19 protein-coding genes and 1 pseudogene are annotated in these 18518 nt (G+C 71.6%); 12 read left to right on the top strand and 8 right to left on the bottom strand.

Annotated features, from left to right (window positions below):
• The first annotated feature begins 6 nt into the window (after positions 1–6).
• Positions 7–951 (top strand): helix-turn-helix domain-containing protein, encoded by a 945-nt coding sequence (locus ACWCV9_RS00475; RefSeq protein WP_450784208.1) that lies wholly within the window; start codon positions 7–9, stop codon positions 949–951.
• 230 nt (positions 952–1181) lie between these two features.
• Positions 1182–1733 carry an SRPBCC family protein gene (locus ACWCV9_RS00470; RefSeq protein WP_450783368.1) on the top strand — a complete coding sequence of 184 codons (552 nt, stop codon included), beginning with the start codon at positions 1182–1184 and terminating at the stop codon, positions 1731–1733.
• 229 nt (positions 1734–1962) lie between these two features.
• Here the strand turns inward: ACWCV9_RS00470 and ACWCV9_RS00465 are convergent, their stop codons facing one another.
• Entirely contained in the window at positions 1963–3393 is a 1431-nt protein-coding gene (locus ACWCV9_RS00465) for a GNAT family N-acetyltransferase (RefSeq protein WP_450783367.1), read from the bottom strand.
• Between the two features lie 206 nt (positions 3394–3599).
• On the opposite strand from ACWCV9_RS00465, the gene ACWCV9_RS00460 reads away from it, so the two are divergent.
• The 7 genes from ACWCV9_RS00460 to ACWCV9_RS00430 all read left to right on the top strand — a co-directional run bounded on the left by ACWCV9_RS00460 (position 3600) and on the right by ACWCV9_RS00430 (position 10805).
• A complete protein-coding gene (locus tag ACWCV9_RS00460) occupies positions 3600–4595 on the top strand; it encodes a radical SAM protein (RefSeq protein WP_450783365.1) in 996 nt (331 codons plus the stop codon).
• A 3-nt stretch (positions 4596–4598) separates the two neighbouring features.
• Entirely contained in the window at positions 4599–4928 is a 330-nt protein-coding gene (locus ACWCV9_RS00455; protein WP_450783364.1) for a PqqD family protein, read from the top strand.
• The gene (locus ACWCV9_RS00450) at positions 4925–5080 is read left to right on the top strand and encodes a hypothetical protein (protein ID WP_385846952.1); all 156 of its coding nucleotides are present in this window, start codon (positions 4925–4927) and stop codon (positions 5078–5080) included. Before ACWCV9_RS00455 ends, ACWCV9_RS00450 begins: the two co-directional genes overlap by 4 nt.
• Before the next feature lie 76 nt (positions 5081–5156).
• Positions 5157–7499: a B12-binding domain-containing radical SAM protein gene (locus ACWCV9_RS00445; protein ID WP_450783363.1), complete on the top strand. Its 2343-nt coding sequence runs from the start codon at positions 5157–5159 to the stop codon at positions 7497–7499.
• Entirely contained in the window at positions 7496–8743 is a 1248-nt protein-coding gene (locus ACWCV9_RS00440; RefSeq protein WP_450783362.1) for a hypothetical protein, read from the top strand. The genes ACWCV9_RS00445 and ACWCV9_RS00440 overlap by 4 nt, the downstream gene beginning before the upstream one ends.
• Positions 8733–9968 carry a hypothetical protein gene (locus tag ACWCV9_RS00435; protein ID WP_450783361.1) on the top strand — a complete coding sequence of 412 codons (1236 nt, stop codon included), beginning with the start codon at positions 8733–8735 and terminating at the stop codon, positions 9966–9968. The genes ACWCV9_RS00440 and ACWCV9_RS00435 overlap by 11 nt, the downstream gene beginning before the upstream one ends.
• Positions 9969–10043: 75 nt before the next feature.
• Positions 10044–10805 (top strand): maleylpyruvate isomerase family mycothiol-dependent enzyme, encoded by a 762-nt coding sequence (locus ACWCV9_RS00430; protein ID WP_450783360.1) that lies wholly within the window; start codon positions 10044–10046, stop codon positions 10803–10805.
• A 74-nt stretch (positions 10806–10879) separates the two neighbouring features.
• On the opposite strand, the gene ACWCV9_RS00425 is transcribed toward ACWCV9_RS00430, so the two are convergent.
• Genes ACWCV9_RS00425 through ACWCV9_RS00415 form a run of 3 tightly spaced genes read right to left on the bottom strand, consistent with a single transcriptional unit; the run spans position 10880 to position 12443 of the window.
• Positions 10880–11296, bottom strand: coding sequence for an arsenate reductase ArsC (locus ACWCV9_RS00425; protein ID WP_450783359.1), 417 nt, complete (start codon positions 11294–11296; stop codon positions 10880–10882).
• Entirely contained in the window at positions 11293–12066 is a 774-nt protein-coding gene (locus ACWCV9_RS00420) for an aquaporin (RefSeq protein WP_450783357.1), read from the bottom strand. Before ACWCV9_RS00420 ends, ACWCV9_RS00425 begins: the two co-directional genes overlap by 4 nt.
• Positions 12063–12443, bottom strand: coding sequence for an ArsR/SmtB family transcription factor (locus tag ACWCV9_RS00415; RefSeq protein ID WP_450783355.1), 381 nt, complete (start codon positions 12441–12443; stop codon positions 12063–12065). The genes ACWCV9_RS00420 and ACWCV9_RS00415 overlap by 4 nt, the downstream gene beginning before the upstream one ends.
• Before the next feature lie 82 nt (positions 12444–12525).
• On the opposite strand from ACWCV9_RS00415, the gene ACWCV9_RS00410 reads away from it, so the two are divergent.
• On the top strand, positions 12526–12960 hold the full coding sequence (locus ACWCV9_RS00410; protein WP_450783354.1) for an ArsI/CadI family heavy metal resistance metalloenzyme: 435 nt from the start codon (positions 12526–12528) through the stop codon (positions 12958–12960).
• Between the two features lie 94 nt (positions 12961–13054).
• Here ACWCV9_RS00410 and ACWCV9_RS00405 read toward each other — a convergent pair whose 3' ends face one another.
• Both ACWCV9_RS00405 and ACWCV9_RS00400 read right to left on the bottom strand, forming a co-directional pair.
• A complete protein-coding gene (locus ACWCV9_RS00405; RefSeq protein ID WP_450783352.1) occupies positions 13055–13840 on the bottom strand; it encodes an AsnC family transcriptional regulator in 786 nt (261 codons plus the stop codon).
• Positions 13841–13862: 22 nt separating this feature from the next.
• A pseudogene (locus ACWCV9_RS00400) lies at positions 13863–13925 on the bottom strand (hypothetical protein); the annotation flags it as partial.
• Between the two features lie 143 nt (positions 13926–14068).
• Between ACWCV9_RS00400 and ACWCV9_RS00395 the strand changes: the two are divergent.
• Together ACWCV9_RS00395 and ACWCV9_RS00390 are read left to right on the top strand one after the other, a co-directional pair.
• Entirely contained in the window at positions 14069–15310 is a 1242-nt protein-coding gene (locus ACWCV9_RS00395) for a M20 metallopeptidase family protein (protein ID WP_450783351.1), read from the top strand.
• Positions 15311–15447: 137 nt separating this feature from the next.
• Positions 15448–16572: an MFS transporter gene (locus tag ACWCV9_RS00390; protein ID WP_450783350.1), complete on the top strand. Its 1125-nt coding sequence runs from the start codon at positions 15448–15450 to the stop codon at positions 16570–16572.
• Between the two features lie 33 nt (positions 16573–16605).
• Here ACWCV9_RS00390 and ACWCV9_RS00385 read toward each other — a convergent pair whose 3' ends face one another.
• Positions 16606–17187, bottom strand: coding sequence for a GNAT family N-acetyltransferase (locus ACWCV9_RS00385; RefSeq protein WP_450783349.1), 582 nt, complete (start codon positions 17185–17187; stop codon positions 16606–16608).
• Positions 17188–17255: 68 nt separating this feature from the next.
• Positions 17256–18515, bottom strand: coding sequence for a PP2C family protein-serine/threonine phosphatase (locus tag ACWCV9_RS00380; protein ID WP_450783347.1), 1260 nt, complete (start codon positions 18513–18515; stop codon positions 17256–17258).
• Between the last annotated feature and the right edge of the window lie 3 nt (positions 18516–18518).

Below are 18518 nucleotides of genomic sequence, written 5' to 3'. Positions count from 1 at the left end.
GTTCAACTGCCCGTGTCGCACGAGGTGCTGTGGAGCATCGGCGAGCTCGCCGAGCGAGCGGCCGTCACCGTCAAGACCGTCCGCTTCTATTCCGACCAAGGCCTGCTGCCGGAGGCCTCCCGCAGCGGCGGCGGCCATCGCCGGTACGGCCCCGACGCACTGGAGCGCCTACGGCTGATCCGCTCCCTGCGCGGCCTCGACCTGCCGCTGCCCGAGGTGCGCCGGGTGCTGGACGAGGACGACGGTGCGGGGCGGATTCTGGAGGACGCGGTGGCCGGGCGGCTGCGGGCGCTCGGCTCCGAGCTGCGGGCGCTGCGCTGGCGGGAGGCGGCCCTGCGCCTGGTGCGGGACTCCCCGCCCCGGGAGCGGGCCGACCGGCTCGGGCTGCTGGGCGCGCTGGACACCCCGCCGAGCACCGCCCCGCTGGCCCAATTCTGGCGTGCCTGGCTGCCGGCGCGGATGCCGGCCCCGGCGACGTCCGCCTTCCTGGAGCTGGCGGTTCCGCAGCCGCCCGCCGAACCGCATCCGGCGCAGGTGCTCGCCTTCGCCCGGCTGAACGCCCTGGTCAGCCGGCCCTGCCCGGGCGGTCGGCAGCCTCGGCCGGAGGTGCATCAGGTGGCCGGTTCCGGCGGCTCGGCCGCGCTGTACTCGGGGCTCGCCGAGGCGTACGACCTGGCGGGCCCGCACCTGCGCCGGGAGCGCACGCCGCGGCCGGGAGAGGCGCTGGACGCCTATGTGGCCGCCTACGCGACCGCGTACGGCACCCGGGACACCCGCGACTTCCGCCGCAGGCTGACGCGTCTGCTCGCCGCCGAGCCGCGCCTGGACCGCTACTGGGAGCTGACCGCCGCCGTGCTCACGCCCCCGGGCGGCCGGCCGGAGCCGACCCCGGGCTCCGCGGACACCTGGCTGCGCGCGGCGCTGGACGGGGACAACGCGCAAGCGGCGTAGCACGTGATCGTCGTGGCCGCCTCCCTGCCGCCCGGTGCTGGGAGACGGTGCGGTTTCGGCGGAGGGCCGCGCCCTGGTGGGCCGGGCGTGCCGGGTCCTGGCGCCGGAGACGAGGGAGCCGTCACGCGGGGTGTCCGGAGGACGACTGAGTCACCATGTGGAACCGGCGCACAGGCGGGTACCCGTCACCGCGTACCGAACCGTCACCCCGGGACCACGGAGGAACACAGATGAGCACGGTCAAGGAAACGGTCGAGGTCGACGTCCCGATCCACACCGCCTACAACCAGTGGACGCAGTTCGAGGAGTTCCCGCAGTTCATGGAGGGCGTCGAGGAGGTCAGGCAGCTGGACGCCCGCCACAACCACTGGACCATGAAGGTCGGCGGCGTCAAGCGGGAGTTCGACACGGAGATCGTCGACCAGCTTCCCGACGAGCGCATCACGTGGCGCACCACCAGCGGTGACACCCAGCAGAGGGGCAGTGTCCGCTTCCAGCGGGTGGACGACACGCACACGCGCGTGGAGCTCGTGATGGACGTCGAGCCCAGCGGCGCGGTCGAGAAGGTGGGGGATCTCGTCGGCACCATCGACCGCCGCGTCAAGGGCGACATGAAGCGCTTCAAGAACTACATCGAGAAGCGTGGCGCCGAGTCCGGCGCGTGGCGCGGCCGCATCGCGCCCGGTGACACCGGCGGCACCACGGGCGGCATGCCCGGCGGCACCACCGGTGGTATGCCTGGGGGCACCACGGGTGGTATGCCCGGCGGCACGACTCTCTGACCCCCTGGCGCCGCCACACCGCGTGGGGGAGGCCGGCGCCGGTCGACCGGGCGCCGCGCCCCCTCGTGCGCGGCGCCCGTGCCATGGGATCGCCGGCGGCTCCCGCCATGACCCCGGCGTCCCCGGCGTCAACGCAGGGCGGCGGCACCCACCGGGATGCCGCCGCCCTTCACCTGGAGAGCGCGATCAGCGGCGGCCTGTGAACAGCCGGCCGGCCGCACTCCCGCCCTCAGGCCCGGGTGAGAACGAGCGTGGCCATCGGGGCGCCGTCCGCGGCGCCGGAGTTCAACGTGGCCGTCTCCTTGCCGGTGACCGACAGACCGGCTGCCGTGAACAGCGGGGCGAGGATCGACGGCGTCCAGATGCGGTCGTTCATGTCCGCGATCACGCACTGCACCGGCTCGCCCGGTGCCGTCGCGGTGCGCGGTACGGCCGCCGTGCGGTGCAGTAGCCCGCTGGCTGCGTCGAAGCGCATGGACCAGATGACGATGTGGTGGATCCCCTCGCGGTCTGTGAACGAGTCCACCACCATGCGGCCGTCCAGAGGGGACATCGTGGCCGGTGCGCCGTCGTCGAAGACGCTCACCGCGATACGCCCGCCGGGGGCCAGCAGGGAGCGGGCGTGGGTGAGCAGCCCGACCACGACCGACGGCTCCGTGAAACCGTTGAGGGTGCAGTCGGCCAGCAGCACCGTGTCGAAGGCGGTGTCCGGGCGGTAGGACAGGAAGTCGCCCGTCACGAACTCCACCCGGTCGGCACCGGCGGCCGTGGCCCGTGCCCGGGCGCGCTGGAGCGCGGGCTCGGAGGTGTCGATGCCCACCAGCAGGGACGCTTCCGTGGCAGTGGCCACGTGGACCAGGGCGCGTCCCGTCCCGCAGCCCACCTCCAGCACCCGTGCCCCTTTGTCCACGGCACAGGCCAGGCCGTCGAGGTCCCAGTCGGTTTCGCCGGTGCGGCGCTCCACGTCGCGCTCGTAGTCGTCGAAGAGCGGGGCGTCGAAGTAGTACGGCTCGACCCGGACGCTGACGCCGGGCAGCTCGAAGAGCCGGTCCAGCGGCGGGACGGGCTGCGGCACCGGTGTTCCGGCGCGGCTGTAGTCGGATCGCGCGGTCACGGGCGCCTCCCGGCGCGGGAGCAACGGCAGGTCGGCCGTCCACAGCACCCGGGTGCGGCTCTGCCCTGCTGCCACGGCGATCTCTTCGCGTGAGGCCTCGATGAATCCCAGCCGCCGCAGCAGCGGCACGGCCCGGGTGTTCTCGGCCACGTGGCAGTCCACCCGCAGTCGCTGCACACCGCGCCCGGCCAGTGCCGTGCTCAGCCCCAGCAGGATGCCCGTGCCGAGGCCGCGGCCGCGCCACTCCGGATCGACCACCAGCATGCCCAGCGCCGCCGTCCGCGCGTCGGGGTGGCCCTCCAGCAGATCGGCGGCGGCGACCAGACGGCCGTCGACCCGGCATCCCATGAGGTGCTTGAGTTCTTCCGGGACGTGCTGAAGACCTTCGAGGAACTGGCTCTGCGCGTCCGCCGCTCCGGTCGGAATACCGAAATTGAGCCGGGAGTAATCGTCGCACCTCTCCAGCAGATCCTGTAGCGCGGGCCCGTCCTCGGGCGTCAGAGCGACCAGTTGGCGATCATTCGGCAGCGTTACGCGAAGCGTCACCGCTCTCCCTCGGTCGTGCCCTGGCATTTCACGATAGTGAGTCGCCAACTTAGCAAGTACTGTTGCCGGTTGCCAACAGAGCACCTAGGATCCCGTATTGCTACTCGTACGGCGAATGTGAGCCGAACTCGAACCGGCCGATACCGGACCGAAATCGCGGGAGCAATCAGATGGTCATTCAAATGCCCGCGCCGTTCAGCTTTTGGGTGCAACCCACGAAACGCACCAATCTCGACAGCATCATGGCCTATGACGTGCACGACCCGGCCGAATCCGAACTCACCTTCGAGGAAGTCGCCGGGTTGATGCAGGAGATGTTCGACCAGAACGTCATCAGCGTCTTCTTCGAGGGCGGCGAACCCTTCCTGCGTGATGACTTCCTCGACATGGTCGAATACGCCACACCCAACGCCTTCACCATGGTGCGGACCAACGGAACCCTGGTGACGGCCGAGACCGCCCGCAGACTCAAGGCCGCGAGCGTGGGAGTCGTGTGCGTGGACATCGAGGGCGGTGACGCGGCCACCCACGACACGCTCGTCGGCCTGCCCGGCGCGTTCGACCGAGCGGTCGAGGGGGTCCGGCACCTGGTCGACGCCGGCGTCACCACCTTCATCACCACCATCCTGACCAGCCACAACATCGACCAGTTGCAGGCACTGGCCGACCTGACGGCCGGCACCGGCGCGGAGAAGCTCGGGGTCCTCAGGCTCTACCCACTGGGCCGGGCCCGCGCCAACTGGTCCCGGCTCTCGGTGCCGCTGCCCCGGCAGATGGCCGCGCTCGAGGCGATCAGGGTGCCCGACGGGGTGCAGCTGATGCAGTCCTGGCATCCCAACGACCCCAACTGCTGCTGGCAGATGGCGGCCGTCGACGCATACGGCAACAGCATCGGCTGCCCGTACCTGCGTGACTTCGCCAACTACGGCAATATCCGGCAGACATCGTTCATGGAGACCTGGCGCAATCCGATCTACAAACAGGTGCGCGGGGCGAGCGCGGTGAACGCGTGTCCCGAATGCGCGGCGAACGACCGCAACCGCTCCGGCGGCTGCCGGTCGACCGCATACGCCTTCGGAGGAGCCTGGGACGCACCGGACCCGTACTGCACCCACATGAACAACGGCACGGACCTGACCCGCCTTCCCGGCCGGATAGCCGATCTCCCGTTCGGTGCACCGCCGACCATGTCAGGGGTGTGACCCGTGACGACCGAATCCCCGGCACGTACCGTGTATACGCAGAATTCCCTGCTGCGGCTGCGGCCGTTCGAACCCTGGCACGCAGTGATGGCCTACACGCCGGACAAACCTGCCCTGCACTGGCTGAATTCCCATTCGTGGCTCGTCCTGGAGTTGTGCGACGGCCGCACACTCGAGGAGATCGCCGAGACGATCGCGGAGGTCATGCCCGACCGCGACGACGTCCTCGCCTCCACCATGGGCTGCATCGAAGACCTGGAGCGGAAGAACCTCATCCACGCGAGCACCGACGCCGGAAGCACCCCGGCAGGGAAGGAGGTGAAGAACCGATGAGCAAACACATCGACATCGAAAAGCTCAAGGCGATCGCCGCCGAGGACAACGAGCGCCCCGAGGTCTCCACGATGGACCCCCAGGTCCGGACCTCCAAGTACGCGCTGTTCCCCGAGCCCAAGGACATGTCCGCGCTGGAGGACGAGTCCTGAGCTGACGAGCGCCCGGCGCGGTCGACGACCCGCCGGGCACGGTAGTTCCCTTTCGCCCCAGGCACGCGGAGGTTCCATGGCAGGTCGTCCTCGTACGCTGCTGGTGAACCCACCGCTGTGGAACGTCTACGCGCCGCATCTGGCGGTGCCACTGCTCACCGCCTCGCTGCGCAACCACGGTTGGCCGGTCACCGCTCTCGACCTCGGCGCCGTCCACCTGCGGTGGATGCTGACGGCCCGGACGGTGGCCGGCCTCTGCGCACGCTACGACCGTGCGGACGAACTGGGCCTCGACCCGGCCGCCGTGGACGAGGCCCGGCTGCTGCTGCCCTCGGTGTGCGCCGACGTCGAGGCCGCCTGGGCCGCCGTGCACGATCCCGCCGGTCTGCGCGACCACGCCGCGTTCACCCGGGCTGCCCGCACCCTCGGCAACGCCCTGGTGTGCCACTCCGCGGCCTTCGCCGGATTCCACTGCGACCTGCGCTCCAACCGCCAGCACTACAGCGAGTGGTCCAGCGCGTCGGTGCTCGCCGCCACCCGCGACCCGGACCGCAACCCGTACCGCTGGGCGTTCGAGACCCTGCTCCCGTCCCGGCTCGCCGACCCCCACCTGGGCATGGTGGGCATCTCGGTGTCGGCCGACACGCAGCTCATCCCGGCCATGACGGCGGCCGCGCTCGTCCGGGAACACCGCCCGGACCTGAGGATCGTCATGGGCGGCAACTACATCACCCGCATCGCCGGACGCTGGCGGGACCGGCACCCCTTCTTCGACCTGGTCGACGACTTCGTGCTCTACGAGGGCGAGGACGCGATCGTCGCACTGTGCGAGAACCTCTTCGAGGGCGGTTCCCGTCCGGTGCCCGGCCGCAGCTCGCTCACCTCCGACGGGCGACTGGACTTCGCCCCTGCCCGCGACGTCGACCTGGCCACGCTGCCCGCCCCCGACTTCGACGACTACGACCTCGACTCCTACCTGGCCCCCGGCCCCGTGCTGCCCGTACTGGCCTCCCGCAGCTGCGCCTGGAACTGCGCGTTCTGCTCGATCCCCTTCGCCAGCAACCGCTACCGTCACCGGGACGCCGTCACCGTCGTGGACGAGATGCAACACCTGGCGCGGCGGTACGGCTCGACGTCGTTCATGTTCGTCGACGAGATCATGACCCAGCGGACGCTGCGCGAGGTCGGCGCCGAACTGGTACGCCGCGAGGCCGGTCTGCACTGGTACGGCGAGACCCGCTTCTCCGCCGGACTGGACGATGCCCTGGCCGCCACGCTCTACAAGTCCGGCTGCCGCAGACTCGACCTCGGCCTGGAGTCGTACAACCAGCGGGTGCTCGACCTCATGCGCAAGGGCACCCGCATCGAGCACATCCAGCCCAGCGTCGAGGCGCTGCTGCGCGCGGGTGTGCCCGTGCACCTGTTCTGCATCACCGGCTTCCCCGGAGAGACGGCCGAGGAGGCCCGCCGCACCGCCGCGTTCGTGGAACACACCCTGCGCCGTTCCAAGGAGGAGTTCGGCCTGCCGTACTCGACCAGTGTCAACGGGCCGTTCGTGCTGGACCTGCTCTCCCCGGTCGGCGAACACCCGGAGCGGTTCGGCATCAAGGTGCTGCACCCCGGCCCGGACGAGGACCTGGCGCTGAGCGCGGACTACGTGAGCGCGTCCGGGCTGACCGGGACCGAGGCCGCGGCGCTGGCCGCGGAGGCAGACGCCCTGCCCGACACCGGCCGCACAGCGCCGTTGCAGCACCGCGGCCTGATCGGCGAGTCCGAGGAGTACGCCTTCCTGCGCTGCGTCCTCGACACCGGCGTACCGCCCGGGCGTCCCCTCGCCGGAGCCACCGTGTTCACGCCGGCGCCCGGTGATCCGCTCCGACTGGCGGAGGGGGTGACCTGGCGGGTGTCGGCCGATGCCAGGACGGTCGGGCTGTACGCCGCCGGAGCCGACAGCATCCTGCGCCTGCCCAGCCGGTACGCCGGACTCCTGTCCGACCTGGACGAAGGCGTCCGGCCCGGCGAACGGGACGGCGGACGGCGCGACGACGACGTTCTGAGAGTGCTCTGCACGCTCTGGACGTTCGGGTTCCTCGCGGACCCGTGGCGCCACGCCACGGCCCTCCCCACCGGGCCCACCCCCGGGCTGCGCGTCAGGGCCGCGCCCGGCTGGCGCCGCTCCGTCGACCCCGACACCGGCCGGGCGCGGATGACCAGCCTGGTGACCGGACGCGAAGTGGAACTCAACGTCCACGCCTTCCTGCTGTGGCTCGACCACACCGAGGGAGGGCAACCCGCAGCGGCCGACTGGCACGCGGTGGCCGACATGATCAAAGTCGAACTCCTCCAGGCGTACCGCACAGACGACCCGGTGATGACGGAAGCCGGATCCGGCCGGCAAACGGAACGGGAAGGCGCATGACAACCGTGGAGACCGTCGGCGACGGCAACCGGCTCGCCTACTGGCGTGCCTTCTTGAAGCGGTACTGGGAACGCGAGGCGGGCATCGTCGGCCCCCCGCCGGTCGACCTCGGCCTGGGCGGCGACTGGTTCTTCCAGGCCGTCGTCGCGGCGGCCGCCGCGGGGGAAAAGGGTGAGGGACCGCTGCTGCGGCTGTCGGTCGCCGGCAGGAGCCCGCACACCGACCGGGCCCGCTATCTGCCCCGCGCCGAGGACGGCTCCGTCGCCGGGTTCCTCGCCCGCATGGACGGCGAGACCGGGGGAGCGGAGTGGAGCATCGGGCTGAGCAGGCTGCACCGCACCAGCTTCGAGCTGTGGGAGCGGGCCGCAGTCTTCACCGAGGAGCTGTGGAGCGCACTCGGCGGCTTCCCCTCCGGCTACGCCGACACCGACATCTTCCTCGGCCGGTACGCCGGCACACGCGGCGGCATCCACTGCGACAACGCCGCCAACTTCATGTTCGGCGTCGCCGGCCCGAAGGACCTCATCGTCTGGCCGCCCTCCGACGGCGAGTGGCTGCCCCTGCACCGCAGCGACTGGTCCTCCGCACGCCACACCGGGCAGACACTGCGCGCCAGTACCACCGACATGGGCTACTTCCCCTCCCGCTTCTGGCACGTCGGATCCTCCCCGGACGCCTCGTCCGCCACCTTCAACATCGCCCTCTTCTTCGACGGCGACCCACTCGACACCGCCACCGCCGCCGTGGCCGCGTCACTCGCCGGCACGCCCCGCCCGCCGTACGACCAACTCGTCCGTCCGAACGGCACGGAGCTGCCCGAGACGGTGGCCGACCTGCTCGACCACGCCCTGGCCCGCATCGACCGGGCCGACATCGCCGACCGGCTGCTGGCCACCTGGCTGCGCAAGCTCAGCGCCCGCGGCTTCGGCCACGTCCCCGACCCGCTCGAGGTCGCGCCGGTCGACCACGACCTGCCCGTGCGGCTGCACCGATTCCCGGTGGTCCACCAGCGGTCCAAGGGGCGCCTGCTCGTATCGGCCAACGGCCACCTCGCCCGCCTGCCCGACCACCCCGCGCTGCCCGCCGTCCTCGACCGGCTCAACAGCGGGGAGATCGCCACCCCGGCGGACCTGACGCGCGAACATCCCGGCGTGGCAGGGGACTTCGCTGATATCGTCGATGCCGTCCTCTACCGGCTGCGCTCGTGGCGCGCGATCGACGTCCTGGACAGGGATGCCCGCTAGCCCCTCTCGCATCCGCCTGCGCGCGGCCCTGCTCTTCGCCGTCCTGCTCGCTTCCTCCGGGGGCGACGAGGTCGCTGTCTTCGCCCTCACCTTCCACCTGGCGCCCTCCGGCGCCTACTTCGTCGGGATCCTCCAGATCGCCGGTCTCCTGCCGGGGGTGCTTCTGGGACGGCCCGTGGGCAGGGCGCTGGTGGGACGCAGGCCGGGACCGGTGCTGGCCATGGCGTCCGCCGCCCAGGCGGCCATCACCGTCGTACTGTCGTCCGGCCTGCCGCCGGGCGGCACCGTCGCGGGCGTGGCCCTGCTGGCGGCCGTGAACACCGTCAGCGTCACGGCGCTGAACGCGGCTCTGCCGGTGCTGGCGGGCACCGACGTAGCCGAGAAGGCCTACGGCCTCGCACAGTCGGCCGGCTCACTGGCCATGGTGCTGGGCCCGCTGGCGGGCTCGGCCCTGTTCGCGACCCTCGGCATCCGCGGCGCCCTGCTGGCCGACGCAGCGACGTTCCTGACGGTAACGGCGTACGGCGTAGCGGTGCGCACCGTAGAACTGATTCCGGACGACACCGAATCCGACTCCGCGTCCGGACGCGGGGGACTCACCGGCGGCTCACTCCTCGCCCTCGGCCTGGTGTTCGTGGTCATCGCCGCCACGGCAGGAACCGACGTGGCGTTCGTCTTCCTCGTCCGTGAGCACGCACCCGGCTCCGCCGTCGCCGTGTTCGGATTCGCCACCGCCGCGTGGGCCGTCGGCATCCTCGCCGGCAGCGCCCTGGCCGGCCGCCTCGCCTCCACACCACCCGTTGCCCGCCTCGCCCTCTCCGGCTCGGTCATCGGCGCCGTCTACCTCGTCTGCGGGCTCGCCCCCACCGCCACCGTCCTGCTGACCACGTTCGTCGTCGGCGGCATCGCCAACGCCGTGTTCAACACCACCCTGCGTGCCGCCATCTACCGCATGACCGGCCCGGCGCAGGCCGCCCGCGCCTTCGGCGCCTTCACCGCCGGCGTCAACGCCGCCGTCCTGTGCGGCATCCTCGTCACGACTCCCTTCGCCGAAGACGCCAGCGCCCCGGCCTACACCGTCGGCGGCGCCGTGGCCCTGTGCGCAGCCCTCGCCACCGTGCCCATCGCCCTGCGGACCCGCGCGGCAGATCCCAGCCGACCGCGCCTCCGCAGGCCTGACACGCGGGCCGCTGACGCTGGGGGAGGGGCCGGTCGCTCTGCATGAGGTGCTCCCACTCGCGCAGCTGACGGCCTGGAAATCAGGGTGTGGTCGGCACAGCCGGGGTGATAGGGAAGCGATGTGACAGAGAGTCTTGAGTTTTCCGCCCTGCTGCAACTGATCGACGAGCGGTCGGCTGCGTTCCGGAGTGCGGTTGCCGCCGCGCCCAGCCTTGACGCGCCGGTGCCGTCCTGCCCCGAGTGGACGGTGTTCGACCTGGTGCAGCACCTGGGTAAGGGCCAGCGCTGGTGGGCCGCGATCGTCGCCGCGGGCCCGGCCGAGGCTCCGCCGGCCAAGGATGCCGCGGAGGCGCCGCGCGACCTCGAGGCGCTGCTGGCCTGGTACGCCGAGTCGAACGAACTGCTGCTGAGCGCGCTGCGCGAGGCCGGCCCGGAGCGCGGGTGCTGGACGTGGTGGAGCGCCGGTGTGTCGCCGGCGAATGCGTGGGGCGTCGCCCGGCGCCGGGTGCACGAGGTGCTGGTGCACACGTACGACGCCCAGCTCGCCGCAGGCTCCGTGCAGCCGATGCCGGCGGACGTCGCGATCGACGGCGTGGCCGAGTTTCTCGACACCTGCAACTCCACCCCGGCGGCCTGGCCGCACGAGCCCGCCATCCTCCACTACCACGCCACCGAGGGCCGCTCCTGGCTCCTCGCGCTGGACGGCAGCGGCGCCTGGCCCGCACCCCTGACGGACGACGCCCCGCCCGCCTCCGCTTCGGCCACGGGCACGGCCGAGCAGCTGCTCCTCTTCGTCTGGGGCCGCCTCACGATGAGCGACCTGAAGATCGAGGGCGACCCGCAGGTGTTCGAGCATCTGATCGCCTGGGAGCCCGAGGAGTAGCGGTCAGTACCGCCGGCGGACGGCCTCGATGGCGTCCCTTAGCTGGTCCTGCCGTGGCGGCGGCGGATGCGCCGTCATGCTGCGGGCTCGATGCCGAGTTCGGTGAGCAGGCCGCGAACGCGCCGCTCGATCTCGTCGCGAATCGGCCGCACGGCGGTGACGCCTTGGCCGGCCGGGTCGTCGAGCTGCCAGTCCAGGTACCGCTTGCCGGGGAAGTACGGGCAGGCGTCGCCGCAGCCCATCGTGATCACCACGTCTGACGACTGCACCGCCTCTGCGGTGAGGATCTTGGGCGTCTCGGCAGAGATGTCGATTCCCGCCTCGGCCATGGCCTCGACCACGGCCGGGTTCACGATGTCGGCGGGGGCGGACCCGGCCGAGCGGACCTCGACCCGGCCTGCGCCGAGACGGGTGAGGAAGGCGGCGGCCATCTGGGACCGGCCGGCGTTGTGCACGCAGACGAACAGCACGGAAGGAACGGCGGAGCTCATCGGGCTGGTGCGCTTTCTTCGGGGGAACGGGCGGGAGCGGAGGGCTGCGGCCCGCCGTGGGGGACGATGACCTCATCCTCGCGCACGGCGGCCGGCCGGCCGAAACAGACGACCACCAGGCCGAGCCCGGCGGCGGCGCCGACCAGCTGGGCGGCGAGGAACGGCGGCACGGAGGTGGGGGCGATGCCGGCGAAGGTGTCGGTGAATGCGCGGCCGATCGTGACGGCCGGGTTGGCGAAGCTGGTAGAAGACGTGAACCAGTACGCGGCTCCGATGTAGGAGGCGACCAGCAGCGGCGCCAGATGCGGGCGGCCGGCCCGGGCCACGCCGAAGACAAGCCAGACGAGCCCGGCGGTGGCCACGACCTCCGCCAGCCACAGGTGTCCGGCCCACCGGTCGTGAGTGGAGAAGCGCACCAGCGGTTTGCCGAACATGGCGTCGGCCAGCACGGACCCGGCGATCGCCCCGGCGACCTGGGCAGGCACGTACGCGGCGACGTCCCGCAGGGTGGGGCCGTCGGTGCGGCGGCCGGTGAACCAGGCCACGAGGGTGACCGCGGGGTTGAAGTGCGCCCCCGACACCGAGCCGAGCAGGGCGATCAGCACGCCGAGACCGAAGACGGTGGCCAGGGAGTTCGCCAGCAGCTGCACCCCGACATCATGGGTCAGCTCGGTGGCCTGGATCCCGGAGCCGACCACCACCGCGACCAGCGCCGCCGTCCCCAGCCCCTCGACCGCCGCCCGCCGCAGCAGCGGGGCCGGCGCGCTCACGCCGAGGCCTTCGCGGACACGGCCGGGATCTGGAGCAGAGCGGACAGCTTCGCCAGGGCTTCGGGGAGAACCCAGTAGTACACCCAGGTCCCACGCCGCTCGGAGCCGACCAGCCCGGCCTCGCGCAGCACCTTCAGGTGATGGGAGATCGTGGGCTGGGAGACGTCGAACGGGCCGATGAGGTCGCACACACACGCCTCGCCGCCTTCGTGGGAGGCGATCAGCGACAGCAGCCGCAGCCGGATCGGGTCCGACAGCGCCTTGAACATCCGCGACAGCTCGGCCGCAGCCTCCTCGCCCACCGGCTCGCGGACCATCGGCGCGCAGCACACCGCAGCGTCCTGCCCGAGCACCGGAAGACCAGCTTGTTTCGACATTCTTCAATATTGACAGCCGTCGATCCAGGCGGCAAGGTCAGCTGTATCGACAGACGTCGAAACAAGTCGTGGGGAGACCGCCATGTCCCGTGTTCAGCTCACCCTGCGCGTCGCCGACCTCGAAGCCTCCATCGCCTTCTACTCCAAGCTGTTCGGCACCGAGCCGGCCAAGCGCCGCGAGGGCTACGCCAACTTCGCCATCACCGAGCCCCCGCTCAAGCTCGTCCTCATCGAGGGCGGGACCGGCGAGGACACCCGCCTCGACCACCTCGGCGTCGAGGTAGCCACCACCGAGGACGTCTACGCCGCCACCACCAGGCTCGAGGACGCCGGCCTGGCCGCCTTCGAGGAAAGCGACACCTCCTGCTGCTACGCCCTCCAGGACAAGGTGTGGGTCACCGGCCCCGGCAAGGAGCCCTGGGAGGTGTACGTGGTCAAGGCCGACGCCGACACGCTGGAGAAGGCCGGCACCGCCGCCGACGCGTGCTGCGGCATGAGCGCCTGCGGCACCCCCTGACGGCAGGCCATCGACCCGGCTCACACCCTGGCCGAGCCCAAGGCCGCCACTGGCGAGACCCCAGCCGGACCTTTCTCTGCGGGACCCTCCCCGGTCAGCCCTGCCGCGTTGCCACCGGGGGCCGCCAGATGTCCATCGGCGTCGAGCCGACGGCGAGGCCGCGTTCGTCGAGGAGTCGGCCCATGTGCTTGAGAGTGCGCAGTGACACCGCGCTACGGACCACGGTGAGTTCGGGGAAGCGGGTGGCCAGGGACGCTTCCAGCGCGGGGAGCCCGGAGGCGTCGCGCAGCCAGGCGATCAGGTGCAGGTTCTCCGGTCCGGTCAGGCCGACGCTGAGCCTGATCTCCGGGAGCGCCGCCACGGAGCGGGCCACGCTGTCCAGTCGCGCCGCCGGCACGCGGCAGCGGAGCACGGCCGTCACCGGCCAGCCGGAGACCGACTGGGCGATCTCGCAGCGCATCCGCATCCGCCCCTCGGACAACAGCCGCCCCAGACGGCGCCGTGCGGTCGGTTCGCTCACCCCGAGGCGCGTGGCCAGCTCGGTGTTCGGCAGGCGCGCGTCGGTCGTCAGCGTGCGGATCAGCTGTTCGTCGCGTTCGTCCAGGGGGCGGACCGGCTCGTCGCGGGCCGCGGTGTCGCCGATCACCGTTTCGCGCTGGGCCGGTTCGAGGGTGCCCAGGCGCCAGCGGCTGGCCTCGCCGTACGTGGTGACCAGCAGTTCGGCGTGGTGGGCGCGCACGCCCGGCACCACGTCCAGTTCCCGTCGTAGATAGGCGGAGGAGGAAGCCAGGTCGGCCACGGCCACCGTGGCCAGCAGCGAGCGGGTACCGGTCAGGTGGTGCAGGTAGATGACGTGTGACCGGATCCACGCCCAGCGCACGGGCCACCACCCTCCACGACGCCCGGGCGTTGAGTTGCAGCGCGTGCACCAGCTCTAGGTCGAGCTCGTCGACGAGTTCCTGCATGGAGCCCCCTTCGCAGCCGGCCCTTCCCCAGGATCCTCGCTACGAAGACACGATGGACGACGAAATCCTGCGCATCAGGGCTCATCGGTAGCTTGCTGCTCATCCTAGGTGAGTCCTTCCGCCCCACCTCTAGGAGCGCTGCCATGTCCGTGCGCGAGGCCGCCCACGCTCTGGCCGACGATCTGGTCGCCCTACGACGTGAGATCCACGCCGACCCCGAACTCGGCCGTCAGCTGCCCCGCACCCAGCAGCGGGTGCTGGCCGCGCTGCACGGACTGCCGCTGGAGATCACCACCGGCCGTGAGCTGTCCTCGGTGACCGCCGTGCTGCGCGGCCGCCGGCCGGGGCCGACTGTCCTGCTGCGCGCGGACATGGACGCACTGCCGATCACCGAGGACACCGGACTGCCGTACGCCTCGAAGGTGCCCGGAGCGATGCACGCCTGCGGCCACGACCTGCACACCGCGATGCTGGTGGGCGCGGCGCGGCTGCTGGCCGGACGACAGCAGGAGCTGGCCGGTTCGGTGGTGTTCATGTTCCAGCCGGACGAGGAGGGCACGGACGGCGGCGGCGCCGTGCCGATGCTCGAGGAGGGCGTGCTGGAGGCCTCCGGGCAGCGGCCGGTGGCGGCGTACGCGCTGCACGTGGCCTCGAACCGGCTGCCGCGCGGCCTGTTCGCCGGCCGGGCCGGGACGGCGGGGGCCGCCTCCGACGGGCTGGCGGTGACGGTGCGCGGCAAGGGCGGCCACGGCTCCGCACCGCATGCGTCCGCCGATCCGGTGCCGGTGCTGTGCGAGATGGTGATGGCCTTGCAGACCTTCGTCACCCGCCGCTTCGACGCCCAGGACCCGGTGGTGCTCACCGTGGGCACCATCCACGCCGGAACCAAGCGCAACGTGATCCCCGAGCACGGCTTCTTCGAGGCGACCGTGCGGACTTTCTCCCGCGCGGCCCGGGAGCTGATGCGGGAGGGCACTCGTACCCTGCTCACCGGCATCGCCGCAGCTCACGGGCTTACCGCTGAGGTGGAGTACGAGGACGGGTACCCGGCGCTGGTCAACGATCCGGCCGAGTCGGGGCTGGCCGCGGGTGCCGTCACCGACCTGTTCGGCGCGGCGCGCTACCTCGACGCGCGGACGCGCACGCCGGGCGGGGAGGACATGGCGTTCGTCCTGGACCAGATCCCCGGCGCCTACCTGATGCTGGGCGCCTGCCCGCCGGACCGCGACTTCTCCACCGCCGCCCAGAACCACTCACCGCAGGCGGTGTTCGACGACTCCGTACTGGCCGACGGTGCGGCCCTGTTCGCCGAACTGGCGCTGCGGCGCCTCGCCCAGGCCGAGCGGCGGGCGGTCGGAACGTCCACGAAGGCCGAGGCCCGGTGAGAGCGGCCCCGACGGGCGGCCGCACCGGTGTGGCCGGGCGGTCTGCCGCCACGGGACCGGGCCTGCGCCGGACGCTGGCGGCCCTGCTACTCGTCGAACCGTTCAGTGGATGTCCGGGCCAGGGCGGTCACACCGACATGGAACCGCTCACCCACGGCCGGCAGCAGCGGAGTGAAGTAGCCCTGCTGGAAACACTGCTGGTGGGGCGGGCGCTTCAGGGCACCCTCGCCGGGTACCTGCCGCTGATGTTCGGCCTCGTCCGGCTCCGGACCACGATCGAGGACACCCGGCGGGGCGTCGCCTCCCTGTCCGGGGCGCTGATGCTGGGCCTCCTGCTCGGCAGCGTGAGCACCTCATTGCTGCTGCACGCGGCCGGTCCCGTGCCGGCGCTGTGGGTACCCGCCGTCGGCACACGCGCGGGGCTCGCCCTGCTGGGGACGGTGCCCCGCGACGAGCCGTCCGGCGACGTGTCTGCGGCAGGCGGCGTCGACTGGGCCGGATCGGCACTGCTGTCGGCCGGCCTCGTGCTCGCGGTGCTCGCACTGCACCAGGGCGCGCTCTGGGGCTGGACGGCACCCGCAACGCTCGCCTGCCTCGCCACCGGCCTGTTGCTGCTCGCCGCCTGGACGGCGCTCCAACTGCGCTCCTCCGCACCGTTGATCGACGTACGCCGGCTGTTCCGGCCGAGCCTGCTAGCGGTGTTCGCGGTCGGCTGCTGCGTGAACTTCGTCGTCATCGGCGGCCAGGTCTCCTACGCCGCCTATCTGACGGACCGTGGCGGGCTCGGACTGAAACCGACCGCCGCTGGGCTGGTATTGCTGCCGGCCTTCTGTGCGATGGTCGCGTTCAGCGCGCTGACCAGCCGGTTCGGGCGGGTCGCCGGCTTCCGGCGGGTCACCGTGACCGGCGCGGGACTGTTGGGCGCGGGCACGGTGGACATGCTCCTGCGACCGTCCACCGCGGTCGAGGTCGCGGCGGCGCTCGTCCTCGCGGGCGCCGGGCTGGGGCTGATCACGGGCGCCACCCGGGTCCTGGTGATCGACGGCGTGCGCGTCGAGGAGACCGCCGCCGCCGAGGGCCTGTTCGAACTGCTGGTCAGCCTGGGCATCGCCGTCGGCTCGGCCACCACTGCGGCGGTCCTGGCCGCACAGGGCGCGAACCTCCCCGGCTATCGGACCGTCTGGACGGTCGGCACCGGAGTGGCCCTGCTCGGCCTCGCGGCGGCCCTGCGCCTTCCACGCCCGACAGACACGGCAGACTGACGGCCAGTCGGCTGCTGCTCCGGTTGGCGCCCATCACCAAAGCTTGTCGATCTCCCCTGGATACAGCTCGATGCGGGAGTGAGGGAACGACGCCTGCGCCTGCCGGCCCGCAGCCGAGAAGAAGTCTGCCATCGTGACCTTGTCGAAGCCGGGCTGATCGCTGGGAAAGGGAGCCTGTGGTGTTCCTCCGATGAGTACGGTTCCCGGAAGCACACGCCAGCCGGCGCTTTCGTAGAAGGCTTGCAGTGGGCGATCACACGTGAACAGGCCCACGTCCAGGCCCTGGGTGATCATCCTCTCTCGGGCCGCTGTCACCAGCTGCCGGCCATACCCACGACCACGCGCCCCCTTGCTCGTCGCCACCGTGCTCAGCCCACCAGCCGAAAAGCACTGACCGGCATGGACGATCTCTTTGAACAGGATGTCCAGCGCGGCGAGCACGGTCCCCTCGTCCACAAGCAGCAGCGACAACGGGCGCAGTGCAGGATCGTGGATCGGGGCGTCTACAGGAGCGTCCGGCCCGGACTCGGACGGCCATGCCTGCTCCTGGATCTCTCTCACCTGGACCCGCAGGTCGGCGGGGGCGGCTGCTTCCGGGAAGGACAAGATCTGCACGCGCCGATTGTGCTCGGGCCCCGCGCAAGCGCAAGCGATTTAGCCGACGATGATCACACGCGGCTACATCAGTATGGACGGGTCATTCGTTCCAGTCGGACCACGACGATGGCGATGTCGTCGTCTGCGCCGCTGGTGAGGCCCAGGCGGGCGAGGAGGGCGTCGGCGAGGTGTTCCGCGCCGAAGTCGGCGCAGGTGGCGAGCGCGGAGGTCAGGCGGCTCAGACCGGTGTCGATGTCCTCACCGCGACGTTCGATCAGGCCGTCGGTGTAGAGGACGAGGGTGTCGCCGGGGGTGTAGGACGCATTGGCCTGGGGGCGCGGGACGTGTTCGGGGCGGGCGCCCAGCGGTGGGTCGGTGGCCTGGTCGAGCAGCTCGCAGGAGCCGTTGGGGTGGAGCAGGACGGGTGGGGGGTGGCCGGCGCTGCTGTAGACGAGGAGCTGGCTGTGGCAGTCGACGAGGACCTGTACGGCGGTGGCGGCCAGTGCCCCCTCCACCGAGCGGGCGTAGAGTCCCAGCACCTCCAGGGCCTGGGCGGGGCCGTGGACGGCGCGGGTGGCGGCGCTCAGCGCGCTGCGGAGCCGGCCCATGACGGTGGCGGCCGACAGCCCGTGGCCGACCACGTCACCGACTGCGACGGTGAAACGGTCCGAGGGCAGGTCCACCGCGTCGTACCAGTCTCCGCATACGTTCAGCGAGCCGGTCGCGGGCAGGTAGCGCACGGCGATATCCGGGTGCCGGGCCAGGTCGGGGGAGTAAAGCATGGCCTCTTGCAGGGCGACGGCGACCCGCCGTTCACGGGCGTGGGCCTGCCGCAGTTCCTCGTTCAGCTGCTGTAGCTGCCGCGCCCTGGCGTACAGCTCGGCCTCCATGGCCGCTTCCCGCCCGGGACTGACCGACGGCGGGTCTGCCGTGTGGTGGGCACGGACGACGTCGGTCATGTCCTCCGACCGGTGGATGATCCAGGTGACCTTTCCGTCCGGCCCCAGGATCGGCACGTTGATCGCGGTCCACCACCGCTCCTTGAACACCTCGGGATTGCCGGCGACCGGGATGTCGTACTTCTGCAACGCCATGTGATCCGTCTCGCCGGAGAGCAGGACCCGGTGCAGTGAGGCTTTCAGCGTGTCCACCCCGTCCGCCTCCGGGTCGGCGGGGTCGTCCGGGAAGGCATCGAAAAGATACTTCCCGAGCAGCTCGACCCGGCTTCGCCCGGTGACCTCGCAAAATGCCTGGTTGGCAGCCGCGATCACCAGGTCCGTGCCGAGCACCAGGCACGGGCTCGGAAGGGCGGCGAACACCCCCGGATAGTCGATCTCCGGCATCACGCG

It is taken from the genome of Streptomyces sp. NPDC001606 (assembly GCF_053596835.1).
This window is presented reverse-complemented; position numbering and strand designations above follow the sequence as displayed.